General features: G+C 52.4%; 12 protein-coding genes, 1 tRNA gene and 2 rRNA genes. 10 read left to right on the top strand and 5 right to left on the bottom strand.

All coding sequences use genetic code 11. The features are described from left to right. Positions 1-155: 155 nt before the first annotated feature. The 4 genes from mioC to ravA all read right to left on the bottom strand — a co-directional run bounded on the left by mioC (position 156) and on the right by ravA (position 4,150). Positions 156-599, bottom strand: a complete 444-nt coding sequence (gene mioC, locus J9880_RS07610) for an FMN-binding protein MioC (RefSeq protein WP_119825599.1) — start codon at positions 597-599, stop codon at positions 156-158. An 88-nt stretch (positions 600-687) separates the two neighbouring features. After that, positions 688-1,149, bottom strand: coding sequence for a transcriptional regulator AsnC (asnC, locus tag J9880_RS07605; RefSeq protein ID WP_095924057.1), 462 nt, complete (start codon positions 1,147-1,149; stop codon positions 688-690). A 20-nt stretch (positions 1,150-1,169) separates the two neighbouring features. Continuing rightward, positions 1,170-2,639, bottom strand: coding sequence for an ATPase RavA stimulator ViaA (viaA, locus tag J9880_RS07600; protein ID WP_232770273.1), 1,470 nt, complete (start codon positions 2,637-2,639; stop codon positions 1,170-1,172). 2 nt (positions 2,640-2,641) lie between these two features. Beyond that, on the bottom strand, positions 2,642-4,150 hold the full coding sequence (ravA, locus tag J9880_RS07595; protein ID WP_195817557.1) for an ATPase RavA: 1,509 nt from the start codon (positions 4,148-4,150) through the stop codon (positions 2,642-2,644). Between the two features lie 267 nt (positions 4,151-4,417). Here ravA and kup point away from each other — a divergent pair, with 267 nt between their 5' ends. The 7 genes from kup to rbsR all read left to right on the top strand — a co-directional run bounded on the left by kup (position 4,418) and on the right by rbsR (position 12,333). Beyond that, positions 4,418-6,286 (top strand): low affinity potassium transporter Kup, encoded by a 1,869-nt coding sequence (gene kup / locus J9880_RS07590; protein ID WP_095924060.1) that lies wholly within the window; start codon positions 4,418-4,420, stop codon positions 6,284-6,286. A 215-nt stretch (positions 6,287-6,501) separates the two neighbouring features. Then, positions 6,502-6,921, top strand: coding sequence for a D-ribose pyranase (gene rbsD, locus J9880_RS07585; RefSeq protein ID WP_095924061.1), 420 nt, complete (start codon positions 6,502-6,504; stop codon positions 6,919-6,921). Positions 6,922-6,928: 7 nt separating this feature from the next. Next, on the top strand, positions 6,929-8,434 hold the full coding sequence (rbsA, locus tag J9880_RS07580; protein ID WP_119825604.1) for a ribose ABC transporter ATP-binding protein RbsA: 1,506 nt from the start codon (positions 6,929-6,931) through the stop codon (positions 8,432-8,434). A 6-nt stretch (positions 8,435-8,440) separates the two neighbouring features. Next, the gene (gene rbsC, locus J9880_RS07575) at positions 8,441-9,412 is read left to right on the top strand and encodes a ribose ABC transporter permease (RefSeq protein ID WP_013577668.1); all 972 of its coding nucleotides are present in this window, start codon (positions 8,441-8,443) and stop codon (positions 9,410-9,412) included. 23 nt (positions 9,413-9,435) lie between these two features. After that, positions 9,436-10,326, top strand: coding sequence for a ribose ABC transporter substrate-binding protein RbsB (gene rbsB / locus J9880_RS07570; RefSeq protein WP_095924063.1), 891 nt, complete (start codon positions 9,436-9,438; stop codon positions 10,324-10,326). A gap of 66 nt (positions 10,327-10,392) precedes the next feature. Then, the gene (rbsK, locus tag J9880_RS07565) at positions 10,393-11,322 is read left to right on the top strand and encodes a ribokinase (RefSeq protein WP_133823001.1); all 930 of its coding nucleotides are present in this window, start codon (positions 10,393-10,395) and stop codon (positions 11,320-11,322) included. Then, positions 11,323-12,333 carry a ribose operon transcriptional repressor RbsR gene (rbsR, locus tag J9880_RS07560; protein WP_133823000.1) on the top strand — a complete coding sequence of 337 codons (1,011 nt, stop codon included), beginning with the start codon at positions 11,323-11,325 and terminating at the stop codon, positions 12,331-12,333. Here rbsR and J9880_RS07555 read toward each other — a convergent pair. Beyond that, positions 12,316-13,005 carry a FadR/GntR family transcriptional regulator gene (locus J9880_RS07555; protein ID WP_133822999.1) on the bottom strand — a complete coding sequence of 230 codons (690 nt, stop codon included), beginning with the start codon at positions 13,003-13,005 and terminating at the stop codon, positions 12,316-12,318. The two genes, rbsR and J9880_RS07555, sit on opposite strands and share 18 nt — an antisense overlap. A gap of 518 nt (positions 13,006-13,523) precedes the next feature. Between J9880_RS07555 and J9880_RS07550 the strand changes: the two genes are divergently transcribed. From J9880_RS07550 to J9880_RS07540, 3 genes are all read left to right on the top strand, one after another. Continuing rightward, positions 13,524-15,062, top strand: a 16S ribosomal RNA gene (locus J9880_RS07550). Positions 15,063-15,205: 143 nt separating this feature from the next. Further along, positions 15,206-15,281: transfer RNA gene (locus J9880_RS07545), tRNA-Glu, on the top strand. Positions 15,282-15,522: 241 nt separating this feature from the next. Continuing rightward, positions 15,523-18,428 (top strand): 23S ribosomal RNA (locus J9880_RS07540). The 16S and 23S rRNA genes sit together here with 1 tRNA gene alongside, the layout of an rRNA operon. The last annotated feature ends 86 nt before the right edge of the window (positions 18,429-18,514 follow it).

Here is an 18,514-nt window from a genome sequence, read left to right as displayed (position 1 = left end):
GTGAATGATCGGTGATCCTGGCCAGTATAAGCTGGGATCAGAATGGAGAGTTATGCACAGCATGAAAAGCGTACAGGGGTTGTTAGAGGGATAACTACGGGTTTTACCCTGCTTATAAGCTTAGTTATCCACATCTGATCGCCTGAAATTTACACTTATTTGATCAAATTAATCCAGTTGATCACCCAAACCTCTGCGGGATCCTCAGGAATTTCGTGTTGAGTCACGTCGATCTCAAGACGATCACCGATCCGTTTTGCCCCTAATGACGTCAGTTTTTGATCCAGAGAACTGATCGCGCCACAAAAGGTGTCATATTCACTGCTGCCTAAACCTAATGCACCAAAGCGCACTTTCGACAGATCAGGTTGCTGTTCTTCCAGCTGCTCCATAAAAGGTTGCAGGTTGTCGGGCAATTCACCTGCACCGTGTGTAGAACACACAACCAGCCAGATCCCTTCCTGCGGGACTTCATACAGCTCCGGGCCATGAAACATCTGGGTGGAAAAACCGGCTTCTTCCAGTTTCTCTGCCACGTGTTCTGCTACATATTCGGCGCTGCCAAGCGTACTGCCACTGATCAGGGTAATGTCAGACATAATGCTCTCACCCGGGAAAAGGAGGCTATTGTACGCTGTGAATCAGCTGGGATCTACCTGTGGATAATAGGGGTATAGAAATCAGGCGTCAGGGCTGGATGGTGCGTGTGATGGGGTTTTGCAGGGAGATCAGGGTCTCCGTTGACTGGATCTCATCAATTGTCTGGATCTTGTTGATAAGTACGTGCTGAAGGGAATCTATTGAGCGGCACATGATCTTAATGAAAATACTGTAATGTCCGGTGGTGTAATAGGCTTCGACCACTTCTTCTATGCTTTCGAGCTTTTTCAGCGCTGACGGATAATCTTTGGCACTTTTTAAAATGATGCCAATAAAACAGCACACGTCATAACCCAGTTGTTTTGGATTTACGGTGATATGCGCGCCGGTGATGATGCCCGCCTGCTTCATTTTCTCTACCCGGACATGGATCGTCCCCGGACTGACGGTGAAGACTTTTGCCAGTTCAGCATAAGGCGTACGGGCATTTTCCATCAACGCATTGAGGATCCCGCGATCCAGCTCATCGAGCTGATAAATTTCAGTCATGGTTACCTGTCTCTTTAAGCTTAGTTTCTCTGCCAGCGTCGCTGAGCACGACTTTTAATTCCGGTATCAAAGCGCCAGATGTGATCGAAGATGCGCAGAATACCGGGTTTGCCATAGTGTGACATCGCCAGGGCATGAAAGCGGTGGTGTTTTTCCTTTTGCAGCGCTCTGACCTTCTTTTGTACCTCATCCGGCAACCGCTGGGCGATAAAGTCCGAGATCACCACGGCATCGGCATCTTCCCACTGCGGAGACGCGAGTTTATCCAGTGTGGCATTCAGACAGGCTGCGAGATCGGTACCGCCACGAAAATGCTGACCCAGAAAGCGCAATGCCTGATCCAGACCGCCATTTGAGGTCAGCTCATAATGGATCACTTCACTGGCGAACAGCATGATGTAACAGCGCCGGTTATCCGCCAGGGCGATTTTCAGCAATGCCAGACAGAAAGCTTTGGCGCATTGTTCGTTAAAGCCGCCCATAGAACCGGACGTATCGACGCATACCACAAACGGCCCGCGCGGTTGCGGTTCTTGTTGCTGATAAACCACCGGCCGTTTGACCACTTTTTCCCGCCACACGTCCCCTTGCAGGCGATAGGTCATCAGCCGCTTTTCCAGCAGGCGGCGGTAAAATTCGTATTCCAGCTCAGGCAACCCCAGTGTCACCAGCTCGGTCGGCATCAGGCGCAAAATATCATCGCTCTGATGTATGCCATTCACTTCTTCCGGCACCGTCGCGGGTTCACGCACCATTAGCCGGTGCGTTTCCATTTTGGCATCTTCATGCGGACTGGTTTTGACCGTCTGGCTGCGGCCCAGTTGTTCGGCCAGATGCATCAGCTCGGGCTGCTGTTGCAGAAAAGCACCAAAGCGCGCCAGCGACTGAATATCGCCCCGCATCCGCTTTCCTTTACTCATATCCCACAAACGGCCTGCGGCCGTGTCGTTCTCGGCTAATAAAGGAGACAACTCGCTGCTCAGCGCCAGACGTTGCAGCAATTCTTCCTGCAACTGCTCCTGTTCCTGCTCAAGTAACTGCTGATGAACGTTCACCGTCTGGAAAGTCAGGTTAAGGCGCCAGCGCTGAAGGAACAAGGTATGAAAGCTGCCACCGGTTTTCGCCGTCCGCGAGGTTTCATTGTTTTCCAGCAGCGTGCGGGCTTCTGTGACAAAAGGAGAGTTGAGTTGCACCAGTTCATCAATAAGGGAAGGCAGACCGGCCTGAAAAGCCACGGCGTCGATCTGCTGGCAATGCTGATAGAGATAGAATTCTTTCGCCAGATCCGGCGGCACGGGGGTTTCGTGGATCCTCTGGCGCAGGCGTAATTTCCACTCCGGAAGATCTTTGGTCAGTGCGCGCTTCAGACGGGGGAATTTCTCGAAGAAAACGGCGAGTGCCGGCGCCGCCAGCAAGCCGACGATCAGTTCTTCGATCAGTTCGGCTTCGCTGATCGCCAGCAGAAGATCCAAAGATTCCAGGCTGAACATGATCAGTGACCGCTGAATGTCTGTTGCTGATGGCGCAACTGCTCAGCCACCTGCAGCAGGCTGGCTTCGATTTTGGCCATCCATTCTGCCGGAACAAACAGACAGTGTTGCTGCTGGCTGAATTCATGTCTCTGTTGCGCCAGTTTCGCCGTCAGATCACTGAGCGTATTTTTCATCTCATCGGGAACGGCGATATGTTCATTGCCCGGCAGGGTCAGCGGCGTGCTCAAACGACTGACATCCAGCGCCAGCAGTTGCTGTTTATCATCGATTTCCAAATCCACGGTCTGGGCAAAGCCGATGCCATTGAGTTTGGCTTTCAGGACGCCGCCTTTATTAAGCCATTCCTCGAGAATGTGACGTTCGAACAGCAGATGGGTGACTTTGATTTCATGCAGATGCAAAGGTGTCTGTAAGAGTAACGTCAGGCTGCTGGCTGTCAGGGTATCCGGCAGGCTGTATTGCGGCTTACGGCTGAAGATCCCGGCTTTTTTGCCAAGCTTAATCGACTGACGTGAACTCTGTTGTTGCTGATGCTGCATCCATTGCTGATTGAGTTGCTGGATTTTCATCAACAGCGTCTGCTGCTGATAAGCCTGTTCGGTGATCAGCTGTTCAATCTGGGTATGCAACAGGTTATACGTGTTGAGGTCATGCCATAAACAGTCTTTCAGCAGGATCAGGTCGACCTGCGTGACAGAGGTTCTCCCGCTGAAGAAGGCACAGGCCTGCAACAGGCGCAGGGCTTTTTTCCAGCGCCGGTCGGAAACATAAGGCGCGGTATCGAGAGCATCAAGACGCTGGCGCAACTGGAAAATCAGCTCGAAGCTGCTGTCCGGAAGAGTGACTTTGTCGATCTCCGGCTGCCATTGCTGGTATTCTTCATCGCTGATGCTCAGGGATTCCGACACCGGATTGCTGCTTTCATTATTACGGCTGGTCAGCAGGGAGCGGAAATTCTGCTTATCCTGCACTTTATCCAGCCACAGACGGATCAGCATGCGGTCGTAGAGCGCTTCCAGGCCACCATCGGCTTCGGGTAATTCGTTGGAGGCGCTGACCAGCAGACGCATCGGGATCGCTTCTTCGCGCTCGCCATTACGGAACCGGCGTTCGTTGATGGCGGTCAGCAACGTATTGAGGATGGCAGGGCCTGCTTTCCAGATTTCATCAAGGAAAACAATTTCAGCTTCAGGCAGATAACCTTCGGTCAGACGCAGATACCGGCCTTCATCTTTCAGGGCCTGAATCGACAACGGACCAAAGACCTCTTCCGGTGTGGAAAAGCGCGTCATAAGATATTCAAATGCGCGGGCATGGCGGAAAGCAAATTTAAGGCGACGGGCAATCAGACTTTTTGCGATACCCGGCGGGCCGAGCAAAAAAACGCTTTCGCCACAAAGGGCTGCCAGCAGGCAAAGTCGTATGGCATCCTGCCGCTCGTACAGGCCATGTTCTAATGCGTTAGCAAGACGGGCGATCCGTTCTGCCAGAAGGGGAGATTGCGCCATACTGTCTCTTCCGGTTTCCATTTAGTTGTTGAATAGTGTACTGGCTGGTAACGATATGCCACGTTTATTTTTATCGTTATAGCTTGTTGATTACTAAAAATTTTCTATGATCAAAAATGTGACCTCGTTCATAGGAACGCCGGTTTAGCTGCACATTTAAGGGTAGGCAATCCCATTTATTCGTGCATACTGTGCGCCTTTTAGTGGGCATCATAAGTCTGAGCGCACGCATCGCTTGCGGATGTTCGAGCAAAAAAGAAACGAAATATGAGCACTGAACATAAACGGTCACTCCCAGCAGTAACCCTGGCCGCCATTGGTGTGGTCTATGGCGACATTGGTACCAGTCCTCTCTATACCTTAAGAGAGTGTTTTTCTGGTCACTATGGTTTCAACGTTGAACCCAGCGTCGTTTTTGGTTTTCTTTCTCTGATTTTCTGGATGCTAATCCTCATTGTTTCGCTCAAGTACCTCACTTATGTGATGCGGGCGGACAACGCAGGCGAAGGCGGTATTCTGACGCTGATGTCTCTGGCGGGCAGGAATACGTCGGCTCGTACCACTGCGGTTCTGGTCATTCTTGGCCTGATCGGCGGAAGTTTCTTCTATGGTGAAGTGGTCATCACACCGGCAATTTCCGTCCTTTCCGCGATGGAAGGTCTCGAAATCGCAGCACCTTCACTCGATCCTTATATCGTCCCCCTGTCTATTACTGTTCTGACGCTGCTTTTCATTATTCAGAAACACGGCACCGGCATCGTGGGCAAACTCTTTGCGCCGGTGATGTTGTTGTGGTTCCTGACGCTGGCCGTTCTCGGTGTGAACAGCATCATGCAGAATCCTGAAGTGCTGCGCGCCATGAACCCGATGTGGGCGGTTAACTTCTTTATTGAGCACAAGTCGTTCTCCTTCCTGGCACTCGGCGCCGTGGTGTTGTCGATCACCGGCGTGGAAGCGTTATATGCCGATATGGGCCACTTCGGGAAATTCCCGATCCGTCTGGCCTGGTTCACCGTCGTGCTGCCTTCTCTGGTGCTGAACTACTTCGGGCAGGGTGCGTTACTGCTGAAAGACCCTGAGTCGATTAAGAACCCGTTCTTCCTGCTGGCGCCTGACTGGGCATTGATTCCGCTGCTGGTGCTGGCGACGCTGGCGACCATTATCGCGTCTCAGGCTGTTATCTCCGGTGTGTTCTCCCTGACGCGTCAGGCTGTGCGTCTGGGCTATTTACCGCCAATGCGCATTATCCATACGTCAGAAATGGAAGCGGGTCAGATTTACATCCCGGCGATTAACTGGCTGCTGTATTTTGCGGTGGTTATCGTTATCGCCAGCTTCGAGCATTCAAGCAATCTGGCGGCGGCTTACGGTATTGCCGTGACCGGTACGATGGTGCTGACCAGTATTCTGTCGTGTACGGTTGCGCTCAAGAACTGGCACTGGAAACCTTTCCTGGTCGGGCTTTTGCTGATCGGCCTGCTGTTTATGGATATTCCGCTGTTCGCGGCGAATGCCACGAAACTGTTCTCCGGCGGCTGGTTGCCGCTGACGCTGGGTCTGTGCATGTTTATCGTCATGACTACCTGGAAAAGCGAACGTTTCCGCCTTATGCGCCGCATGAACGAGCACGGGAATTCCCTGGAAGCGATGATTGCTTCACTGGAGAAATCCCCGCCGGTTCGCGTGCCGGGAACTGCGGTGTATATGTCGCGCGCCATCAACGTTATTCCGTTTGCCTTACTGCATAACCTCAAACACAACAAAGTGTTGCATGAGCGCGTGGTGCTGCTGACGTTACGTACGGAAGATGCGCCTTATGTGCATAACGTCCGGCGCGTCACCATCGAGCAGCTTTCGCCGACGTTCTGGCGTGTGGTCGCCAGTTACGGATTTAAAGAAACCCCGAATGTGGAAGAAGTGTTCCACCGTTGTGGTCTGGAAGGCCTGCCGTGCCGGATGATGGAAACGTCGTTCTTTATGTCGCACGAATCGCTGATCCTGACCAAACGTCCGTGGTATCTCTATTTCCGTGGCAAACTCTTTATGGCGCTCAGCCGTAACGCCCTGCGCGCGCCGGATCAGTTTGAAATCCCGCCGAACAGGGTGATCGAACTCGGCACGCAGGTAGAAATCTGATCCTCATTTCTGCCGGTCACAGGGCACCTTCGGGTGCCCTGTTTTATTTCTGCTTTCCCCTTTCTGAAACGACTAACTCAAATTTCTCTGCGGTTTCTGAATCATTCAGCGAAACGTTTCGACGCTGATCACAATTTCATCACAACCCCGTTGCCATGTACGGTTAACTTTATAAACTCCTCCGTGAGCGAAACGTTTCGCTGTAGGAGTTCACAATGAAGAAGTCACCGCTATTAAATGCCGAAATCTCACATGTTATTGCCCGGTTAGGTCACACCGATCAGCTGGTTATTGGCGATGCCGGTCTTCCGGTGCCAGCAGCTTGCCAACGCATCGATCTGGCTCTGACCCAGGGAGTCCCCACCTTTTTACAAGTCTTAGAGGTAGTGACACATGAGATGCAGGTTGAGCGGGCTATCCTCGCCGAGGAAATCCTCACTAAAAATCCTCAACTCCATGAAGCGTTGCTCGCCCAATTGACACAACTCGAACAACACCAGGGAAACACCATTGCTTTGGATTACGTCAGTCATGAGGCATTCAAAGCGCAAAGCGAAAAAAGTCGGGCTGTGATCCGCAGCGGGGAATGTTCGCCTTACGCGAACGTTATTCTGTGTGCCGGCGTAACCTTCTGAGGCCTTTATGCAACCTTTGCTGCAACTGACAGGCATTGATAAAGCCTTTCCCGGCGTTAAAGCACTTTCCGGCGCGGCGCTCAGCGTCTATCCGGGACGTGTGATGGCGCTGGTGGGAGAAAACGGCGCGGGCAAGTCCACCATGATGAAAGTGCTGACCGGCATCTACCAAAAAGATGCCGGTTCAGTCCATTTCCTCGGTAAGGAAGCGGCGTTCAATGGACCGAAAGCGTCTCAGGAAGCCGGGATTGGCATCATCCATCAGGAATTAAACCTGATCCCCCAACTGACGATTGCTGAAAACATCTTCCTCGGCCGTGAGTTTGTGAACGGTTTTGGCCGCATCAACTGGAAAAAGATGTATGCCGAAGCCGACAAACTCCTGGCGCGTCTGAATCTGCGTTACAAAAGCGATCGTCTGGTCGGTGAATTATCGATTGGCGACCAGCAGATGGTCGAGATTGCCAAAGTTCTGAGCTTCGAATCCAAAGTCATCATTATGGATGAACCGACGGATGCCCTGACCGATACCGAGACGGCTTCTTTATTTAGCGTGATCCGCGAACTGAAAGCCGCAGGTTGCGGTGTGGTGTATATCTCCCACCGCATGAAAGAAATCTTCGAAATCTGCGATGACGTGACGGTGTTCCGTGACGGACAGTTCATCGCAGAACGTCCGGTCAGCGAGCTGGAAGAAGACACGCTGATTGAAATGATGGTCGGTCGCCGCCTCGAGGAACAGTATCCGCGCATTAATCATGAGCGTGGCGCGCTGCGTTTACAGGTTCGCGATGTCAGCGGGCCGGGCGTCGATAACGTCAGCTTTGATTTGCACAGTGGCGAAATCCTCGGGATTTCCGGTTTGATGGGCGCAGGCCGCACCGAACTGATGAAAATACTCTACGGCGCACTGCCGCGTAAAAGTGGTTATGTGGCGCTGGATGGCCGCGAAGTGGTGACACACTCACCGCAGGACGGGCTGGCAAACGGCATTGTGTATATCTCCGAAGACCGTAAGCGCGATGGGTTAGTGCTCGGCATGTCGGTGAAAGAAAATATGTCGCTGACCGCGCTGCGCTATTTCAGCCACGGCGGCGGTCGCCTGAAGCATGCCGACGAACAGCAGGCTGTCGGTGATTTCATCCGCCTGTTTAATATTAAAACGCCGTCGATGATGCAGACCATCGGCCTGCTTTCCGGCGGCAATCAGCAAAAAGTGGCGATTGCCCGCGGGTTAATGACGCGGCCGAAAGTCCTGATCCTCGACGAACCGACGCGCGGCGTTGACGTCGGTGCCAAAAAAGAGATTTACCAGCTTATAAACCAGTTCAAGCGCGAAGGGCTGAGCATCATTTTGGTTTCCTCAGAAATGCCGGAAGTGATCGGCATGAGTGACCGGGTTTTGGTGATGCACGAAGGTCATTTAAGCGGTGAATTCCCGATAGAACAGGCTACGCAGGAAGTGTTGATGGCAGCCGCTGTCGGCAAGCAATACGGCGTGACGCAGGAGTAATCAGATATGAGTTCTCAGACATTGCCAGCCAAAAAGCGCTGGATCAGTAAAGAGTGGTTGTTGGAGCAAAAGTCTCTGATTGCGCTGCTGGTGTTGATTGCCGTGGTCTCTTCCATGAGCCCGAACTTCTTTACCGTTAATAACCTGTTTAACATCCTCCAGCAAACGTCGGTCAACGCCATTATGGCGGTCGGCATGACGCTGGTGATCCTGACGTCCGGTATCGATTTGTCCGTCGGTTCGCTGCTGGCGCTGACGGGTGCCGTCGCTGCCTCAATTGTCGGGCTGGAAGTGAACGCCTTTGTCGCCGTGGGTGCCGCACTGGCGCTCGGCGCTGCCGTGGGCGGTGTGACCGGCATGATTGTGGCCAAAGGCAAAGTCCAGGCGTTTATCGCCACGCTGGTCATGATGTTGCTGCTGCGTGGCATCACGATGGTGTACACCAATGGCAGCCCGATCAGCACCGGTTTTAATGATGTGGCCGATGTATTTGGCTGGTTTGGTATCGGCCGCCCACTGGGCATCCCGACACCGGTCTGGCTGATGGCGGTGGTGTTTATTGCGGCGTGGTACATGCTGCATCACACCCGCTTAGGACGTTATATCTACGCGCTGGGCGGTAACGAATCCGCGACGCGTCTGTCAGGTATCAGCGTCGATAAAGTTAAAATTATCGTCTACTCCCTGTGTGGTTTGTTAGCGGCTCTGGCCAGTATCATCGAAGTGGCGCGCCTGTCTTCTGCGCAGCCTAACGCTGGTACAGGATATGAGCTGGATGCGATTGCCGCAGTGGTATTAGGGGGAACCAGCCTGTCCGGGGGTAAAGGACGCATTGTTGGAACGCTGATCGGTGCACTGATCCTTGGCTTCCTGAATAACGGTTTGAACTTATTAGGTGTTTCTTCCTACTACCAGATGATCGTAAAAGCAGTCGTCATTCTGCTGGCGGTTCTGGTGGATAACAAAAGCAACAAATAAACTCTCCTACAGGACTTATGACCATGAATATGAAAAAACTGGCTGTCTGGGTTTCCGCCGCAGCGATCACCGCTTCTTTCAGTGCTAACGTTCTGGCGAAAGACACCATTGCGCTGGTCGTTTCCACACTGAACAACCCGTTCTTCGTTTCCATGAAAGACGGCGCGCAAAAAGAAGCGGACAAACTGGGCTATAACCTGATTGTTCTCGATTCTCAGAACAACCCGGCCAAAGAGCTGGCAAACGTGCAGGACCTGACGGTTCGCGGCACCAAACTGGTGCTGATCAACCCAACCGATTCTGACGCAGTCGGCAATGCCGTCGCCATGGCAAACCAGGCGAAGATCCCGGTGATCACCCTTGACCGTCAGGCGACCAAAGGTGTGGTTGCCAGCCACGTTGCATCCGATAACGCCTTCGGCGGTAAAATGGCCGGCGATTACATTGCGAAGAAACTGGGCGAAAATGCCAAAGTGATCGAACTGGAAGGTATCGCCGGGACATCCGTTGCCCGCGAACGTGGTAAAGGTTTCGCCCAGGCGGCTGAAAAACACCACTTCCAGATCCTCGCCAGCCAGCCAGCTGATTTTGACCGCACCAAAGGTCTGAACGTCATGCAGAACCTGCTGACTGCGCATCAGGATGTGCAGGCGGTGTTTGCTCAGAATGACGAAATGGCGCTCGGCGCATTGCGTGCCCTGCAGACTGCCGGTAAAACGGATGTGCTGGTCGTCGGCTTTGACGGCACCGAAGACGGTATCAAAGCGGTTAACAGTGGCAAGATGGGCGCGACCGTGGCACAACGTCCTGAGCAAATCGGTGTGATCGGCGTTCAGACGGCAGATAAAGTCCTGAAAGGCGAAAAAGTACCCGCTGTTATCCCTGTTGATTTGAAACTGGTTGCTCAGCCGTAATACCCTCTTTCTCCAGATGTCACCGCGCCTCTTTCCGGAGGCGCTATTTAACGCAGGGATCTCCACATGAAGACAGGCAAACTGGTAGTGCTTGGCAGTATCAATGCCGACCACATTCTGAATATCAACCACTTCCCGCAACCGGGCGAAACGGTTATCGGTAAGCAATACACCGTCGCCTTTGGCGGTAAAGGTGCGAACCAGGCGGTTGCTGCCGGTCGCAGTGGTGCTGATATTTCTTTTATTGCCTGTGTGGGGGATGACGATATTGGCGAGCGGGTGCGTAAGCAACTGGCAAGTGACCATATCGATACGTACCCTGTCGAAGCCATTAAAGACACCACCACCGGTGTCGCACTGATTTTCGTGAATGCGGAAGGTGAGAACGTTATTGGTATTGATGCGGGGGCGAATAAAGCGGTGACCCCGGAATATCTGGATCGCTATAAACAGCAGGTCATTGCTGCTTCTGCTTTATTAATGCAGCTGGAATCGCCGCTCGAAACGGTGATAGCGGCAGCGAAGATCGCCAAAGACAACGACACGCAGGTGATCCTCAATCCGGCTCCGGCGTGTGAATTGCCCGATGAATTGCTGGCGCGGGTGGATATGATCACCCCGAACGAAACCGAAGCTGAAAAGCTGACGGGAATTAAAGTGGATAATAATGAGGATGCCGCGCGTGCCGCTAATGCTCTGCATGACAAAGGCATCGCAACGGTCATCATTACATTAGGCAGTAAGGGTGTCTGGCTGAGCCAGAACGGTGAAGGAAAGTTGGTGGCGGGATTCCGGGTGAAAGCCGTCGATACCATTGCGGCCGGGGACACCTTCAACGGCGCACTCGTCACGGCATTACTGGAAGGCAAGCCGATGGACAGCGCAGTCCGGTTCGCGCATGCAGCGGCGGCGATCGCCGTGACACGCCCTGGCGCTCAGCCTTCTGTTCCGTGGCGCAATGAAATAGACGATTTCCTCGCACAACAGGAGGCCTGATTGGCCACCATGAAAGATGTCGCCCGCCTGGCGGGCGTTTCAACCTCCACCGTTTCTCATGTCATCAACAAAAATCGTTTTGTCAGTGAATCCATTGCTGAGAAAGTGAATGCCGCCGTTGAGCAGCTCAACTATGCTCCTTCCGCGTTAGCCCGCAGCCTGAAACTGAACCAGACCCGCACGCTTGGTATGTTACTGACGGCCAGCAGCAACCCTTTCTATTCGGAAGTGGTCCGTGGCGTCGAGCGCAGCTGCTATGAGCGCGGATACAGCCTCATCTTGTGCAACACCGATAATGATGCGGAACGCATGAACCGGAGTCTGGAAACCCTGTTACAGAAACGGGTCGACGGGCTGCTGATCATGTGCACGGAAAACCACCGGCCTTCGAAAGAGGCTATCAGCCGCTATCCGTCACTGCCGATAGTGATGATGGACTGGTCACCCTTTGATGGCGCGATAGATATTATTCAGGATAACGCGTTGCTGGGTGGCGAAATGGCGACGACATTTTTAATCCGGCAAGGCTATCAGCGTATTGCCTGCATCACCGGGCCTCTTGATAAAACCACCGCGCAGGAACGGCTGAGTGGTTATCGCCAGGCGATGGAAAAAGCCGGTCTGAAGATTTTCCCCGGTTATGAAGTCAGCGGCGATTTTGAATTCGAGGGTGGATTAGCCGCGATGGAACAGTTGCTGGCGCTGCCCGAACCGCCTCATGCGGTGTTTGCCGGTAACGACGCCATGGCCGTGGGGGTTTATCAGGCACTTTATCAGCGTGGATTGTCTGTTCCTGATGATGTTGCCGTGATGGGGTATGACGATATCCAGCTGGCGCAATATATGATGCCGCCGCTGACTACTATCCATCAGCCTAAAGACTCGCTGGGAGAACTGGCAGTGGATGCCTTATTGCATCGTCTGCAGGACCCGGATTCAGAACCGCAGGTTCTGGTGCTGACACCGGAACTGGTGGTGCGTCAGTCGGTGGGATCATTCGTCGGCAAGTAACAGGCTCTGGCATTCCAGCATTGCGGCATTCGCATCACTGGCAAGAATCGCATCGGTCAGCCGCTGATGATGTTCCAGCTTGATCACTTCATTACCGGTAATTGCCCGGAAGTAACTCTGATAGACCGAACTGAATAAATTCGAGAACGATGTCAGGAAAGGGTTTTTCCCCGCTTCATAGATAAGCTGATGAAACTGGGTATCGACCGTTATCCAGCGTTCCCGGTCAAAGTTGTTATGCAGCTGGCGCATTTCATACATATAGAGAGAGAGCTGATGCTTTTGCTCTTTACTGGCAGAAAGCGCAGCCAACGCACAAGCCTGAGGTTCGAGCGCCCGGCGCAGCACAATAAAATGCGCCATCACCTGATCGAAGTTTTCACGAGTCATCCACCAGGTCAGCAATTCCTGATCAAGAAAGTTCCAGCTCGATTGTGGCATTACCCGTGTGCCGATGCGCGGGCGCGGTAAGAGCATCCCTTTAGCTGCCAGCGTCTTGACGGCTTCACGGACGGCGGTCCGGCTGACCCCAAAAATCTCCCCTAACTCATTCTCTCCCGGAAGAATGGCGCCTTCCGGGTACTCACCAGATAAAACGCGTTGTGCAATTTTCTCTGCCAGCAGATAAGAAAGGTTCCGCTGAGCCGCTTGTTGATGCGCATTAAGTAGCATGTAAGGTATTCCTGAATGTCTTTCTCTTATTATATAAGCAGAGTTTACTCCAGCCTCTGGCGGAAAACTGGCGTGTATTGAGCGGAAAACGGTGTCTATTTACTCACTTTGGGCAAAAATGATGATTTTGTGAACGGTTGATAAAAAAAGTGAAATTAGGGGTTGCGGCCTTCTGAGAACTCCCTATAATGCGCCTCCACTGACCGGGAACAACGACTGACAAGTCGCCCGGACAGGAAGAGAAAAAGTAGAATGTTCGAATGAATAATCTCTTGACTCTTCAGCGGGAAAACGTAATATACGCCTCCCGCGCCGCATAAGATTCCTTGCGAACCGCGGCATGCTCTTTAACAATTTATCAGACAATCTGTGTGGGCACTCACAAGACGATATCAGCCACTTCGGTGGCAAAAAAATATCAAGTCTTAAAGAGTGACCAAGCAGTAATTCATTTAGTTGAATTATTACGAAAGTTAATTTTTGAGCACCGCTTCACTTGTTGAAGCAAATCGAACTTTTAATTGAAGAGTTTGATCATGGCTCAGATTGAACGCTGGCGGCAGGCCTAACACATGCAAGTCGAGCGGCAGCGGGAAGTAGCTTGCTACTTTGCCGGCGAGCGGCGGACGGGTGAGTAATGTCTGGGAAACTGCCTGATGGAGGGGGATAACTACTGGAAACGGTAGCTAATACCGCATGACCTCGAAAGAGCAAAGTGGGGGACCTTCGGGCCTCACGCCATCGGATGTGCCCAGATGGGATTAGCTAGTAGGTGAGGTAATGGCTCACCTAGGCGACGATCCCTAGCTGGTCTGAGAGGATGACCAGCCACACTGGAACTGAGACACGGTCCAGACTCCTACGGGAGGCAGCAGTGGGGAATATTGCACAATGGGCGCAAGCCTGATGCAGCCATGCCGCGTGTGTGAAGAAGGCCTTAGGGTTGTAAAGCACTTTCAGCGAGGAGGAAGGGTTCAGTGTTAATAGCACTGTGCATTGACGTTACTCGCAGAAGAAGCACCGGCTAACTCCGTGCCAGCAGCCGCGGTAATACGGAGGGTGCAAGCGTTAATCGGAATTACTGGGCGTAAAGCGCACGCAGGCGGTTTGTTAAGTCAGATGTGAAATCCCCGAGCTTAACTTGGGAACTGCATTTGAAACTGGCAAGCTAGAGTCTTGTAGAGGGGGGTAGAATTCCAGGTGTAGCGGTGAAATGCGTAGAGATCTGGAGGAATACCGGTGGCGAAGGCGGCCCCCTGGACAAAGACTGACGCTCAGGTGCGAAAGCGTGGGGAGCAAACAGGATTAGATACCCTGGTAGTCCACGCTGTAAACGATGTCGACTTGGAGGTTGTGCCCTTGAGGCGTGGCTTCCGGAGCTAACGCGTTAAGTCGACCGCCTGGGGAGTACGGCCGCAAGGTTAAAACTCAAATGAATTGACGGGGGCCCGCACAAGCGGTGGAGCATGTGGTTTAATTCGATGCAACGCGAAGAACCTTACCTACTCTTGACATCCAGAGAATTCGCTAGAGATAGCTTAGTGCCTTCGGGAACTCTGAGACAGGTGCTGCATGGCTGTCGTCAGCTCGTGTTGTGAAATGTTGGGTTAAGTCCCGCAACGAGCGCAACCCTTATCCTTTGTTGCCAGCACGTAATGGTGGGAACTCAAAGGAGACTGCCGGTGATAAACCGGAGGAAGGTGGGGATGACGTCAAGTCATCATGGCCCTTACGAGTAGGGCTACACGTGCTACAATGGCATATACAAAGAGAAGCGAACTCGCGAGAGCAAGCGGACCTCATAAAGTATGTCGTAGTCCGGATTGAGTCTGCAACTCGACTCCATGAAGTCGGAATCGCTAGTAATCGTAGATCAGAATGCTACGGTGAATACGTTCCCGGGCCTTGTACACACCGCCCGTCACACCATGGGAGTGGGTTGCAAAAGAAGTAGGTAGCTTAACCTTCGGAGGGCGCTTACCACTTTGTGATTCATGACTGGGGTGAAGTCGTAACAAGGTAACCGTAGGGGAACCTGCGGTTGGATCACCTCCTTACCTAAAGATACGCATTGTGCAGTGTCCACACAGATTGTCTGATGAAATTAATGAGCAAGAGCACCTGTTGATGCAGTGAGGGCAACCTTACGCTGATACGAAAAGTGCCAAACCATGTATGTGGTCTGGTACGGAATTTTCGTGTCCCCATCGTCTAGAGGCCTAGGACACTGCCCTTTCACGGCTGTAACAGGGGTTCGAATCCCCTTGGGGACGCCACTCCGATAATGTGTGAAAGACATTATCAACTGTTCTTTTATGAACAGAAAATAACTTAAAGATGACTTTAATGAGTCGTGTTTAAGATATTGCTCTTTAACAATCTGGAACAAGCTGAAAATTGAAAGTTTACAGCTGAACATCACTCTCCGTAGAAGTACTGAGTGATGGATTAGTCTGTAACAGAGTCTCTCAAATAATCGCAGCGCGATGTTGTCTTTAAGACACCTTCGGGTTGTGAGGTTAAGCGACTAAGCGTACACGGTGGATGCCTAGGCAGTCAGAGGCGATGAAGGGCGTGCTAATCTGCGAAAAGCGTCGGCAAGGTGATATGAACCGTTATACCCGACGATACCCGAATGGGGAAACCCAGTGTGTTTCGACACATTATCATTACATGAATACATAGTGTAATGAGGCGAACCGGGGGAACTGAAACATCTAAGTACCCCGAGGAAAAGAAATCAACCGAGATTCCCCCAGTAGCGGCGAGCGAACGGGGAAGAGCCCAGAACCTGAATCAGGGTATGTGTTAGTGGAAGCGTCTGGAAAGTCGCACAGTATAGGGTGATAGTCCCGTACACAAAAATGCATACGTTGTGAGTTCGATGAGTAGGGCGGGACACGTGACATCCTGTCTGAATATGGGGGGACCATCCTCCAAGGCTAAATACTCCTGACTGACCGATAGTGAACCAGTACCGTGAGGGAAAGGCGAAAAGAACCCCGGCGAGGGGAGTGAAATAGAACCTGAAACCGTGTACGTACAAGCAGTGGGAGCCTACTTTGTTGGGTGACTGCGTACCTTTTGTATAATGGGTCAGCGACTTATATTTTGTAGCAAGGTTAACCGTATAGGGGAGCCGTAGGGAAACCGAGTCTTAACTGGGCGTCAAGTTGCAAGGTATAGACCCGAAACCCGGTGATCTAGCCATGGGCAGGTTGAAGGTTGGGTAACACTAACTGGAGGACCGAACCGACTAATGTTGAAAAATTAGCGGATGACTTGTGGCTGGGGGTGAAAGGCCAATCAAACCGGGAGATAGCTGGTTCTCCCCGAAAGCTATTTAGGTAGCGCCTCGTGAACTCATCTTCGGGGGTAGAGCACTGTTTCGACTAGGGGGCCATCCCGGCTTACCAACTCGATGCAAACTACGAATACCGAAGAATGTTATCACGGGAGACACACGGCGGGTGCTAACGTCCGTCGTGAAGAGGGAAACAACCCAGACCGCCAGCTAAGGTCCCAAAGTCATGGTTAAGTGGGAAACGATGTGGGAAGGCATAGACAGCCAGGATGTTGGCTTAGAAGCAGCCATCATTTAAAGAAAGCGTAATAGCTCACTGGTCGAGTCGGCCTGCGCGGAAGATGTAACGGGGCTAAACCATGCACCGAAGCTGCGGCAGCGACACTTAGGTGTTGTTGGGTAGGGGAGCGTTCTGTAAGCCGTCGAAGGTGAACTGTGAGGTTTGCTGGAGGTATCAGAAGTGCGAATGCTGACATAAGTAACGATAATGCGGGTGAAAAACCCGCACGCCGGAAGACCAAGGGTTCCTGTCCAACGTTAATCGGGGCAGGGTGAGTCGACCCCTAAGGCGAGGCTGAAAAGCGTAGTCGATGGGAAGCTGGTTAATATTCCAGCACTTGGTGTTACTGCGAAGGGGGGACGGAGAAGGCTAGGCTAGCCGGGCGACGGTTGTCCCGGTTCAAGCGTGTAGGGGTGTAGTCCTGGTAAATCCGGATTACTTTAACCCTGAGGCGTGATAACGAGTCACTACGGTGATGAAGTAGTTGATGCCAAGCTTCCAGGAAAAGCCTCTAAGCTCCAGGTAACACGAAATCGTACCCCAAACCGACACAGGTGGTCAGGTAGAGAATACTCAGGCGCTTGAGAGAACTCGGGTGAAGGAACTAGGCAAAATGGTGCCGTAACTTCGGGAGAAGGCACGCTGGCGCGTAGGTGAAGGGACTTGCTCCCGGAGCTGAAGCCAGTCGAAGATACCAGCTGGCTGCAACTGTTTAATAAAAACACAGCACTGTGCAAACACGAAAGTGGACGTATACGGTGTGACGCCTGCCCGGTGCCGGAAGGTTAATTGATGGGGTTATCCGTAAGGAGAAGCTCTTGATCGAAGCCCCGGTAAACGGCGGCCGTAACTATAACGGTCCTAAGGTAGCGAAATTCCTTGTCGGGTAAGTTCCGACCTGCACGAATGGCGTAATGATGGCCAGGCTGTCTCCACCGAGACTCAGTGAAATTGAACTCGCTGTGAAGATGCAGTGTACCCGCGGCAAGACGGAAAGACCCGTGAACCTTTACTATAGCTTGACACTGAACATTGAGCCTTGATGTGTAGGATAGGTGGGAGGCTTTGAAGCGTGGACGCCAGTCTGCGTGGAGCCAACCTTGAAATACCACCCTTTAATGTTTGATGTTCTAACTCGGCCCCATAATCTGGGGTGAGGACAGTGTCTGGTGGGTAGTTTGACTGGGGCGGTCTCCTCCTAAAGAGTAACGGAGGAGCACGAAGGTTAGCTAATCACGGTCGGACATCGTGAGGTTAGTGCAATGGCATAAGCTAGCTTGACTGCGAGAGTGACGGCTCGAGCAGGTACGAAAGTAGGTCATAGTGATCCGGTGGTTCTGAATGGAAGGGCCATCGCTCAACGGATAAAAGGTACTCCGGGGATAACAGGCTGATACCGCCCAAGAGTTCATATCGACGGCGGTGTTTGGCACCTCGATGTCGGCTCATCACATCCTGGGGCTGAAGTAGGTCCCAAGGGTATGGCTGTTCGCCATTTAAAGTGGTACGCGAGCTGGGTTTAGAACGTCGTGAGACAGTTCGGTCCCTATCTGCCGTGGGCGTTGGAAGATTGAGAGGGGCTGCTCCTAGTACGAGAGGACCGGAGTGGACGCATCACTGGTGTTCGGGTTGTCATGCCAATGGCATTGCCCGGTAGCTAAATGCGGAAAAGATAAGCGCTGAAAGCATCTAAGCGCGAAACTTGCCTCGAGATGAGTCTTCCCTGTGGCTTTAAGCCACCTGAAGGGACGTTTAAGACTAAGACGTTGATAGGCTGGGTGTGTAAGTGCAGCGATGCATTGAGCTAACCAGTACTAATGACCCGAGAGGCTTAACCTTACAACACCAAAGGTGTTTTAGCAGAGACTTTGAAGTAGATTTTCAGCTGATTGTTCCGAGATTGGTTCGTATGGCGGTGTGTGGTG

This window comes from Rahnella victoriana (assembly GCF_021276285.1).
Taxonomy (GTDB): Bacteria; Pseudomonadota; Gammaproteobacteria; order Enterobacterales; family Enterobacteriaceae; genus Rahnella; species Rahnella victoriana.
This window is presented reverse-complemented; position numbering and strand designations above follow the sequence as displayed.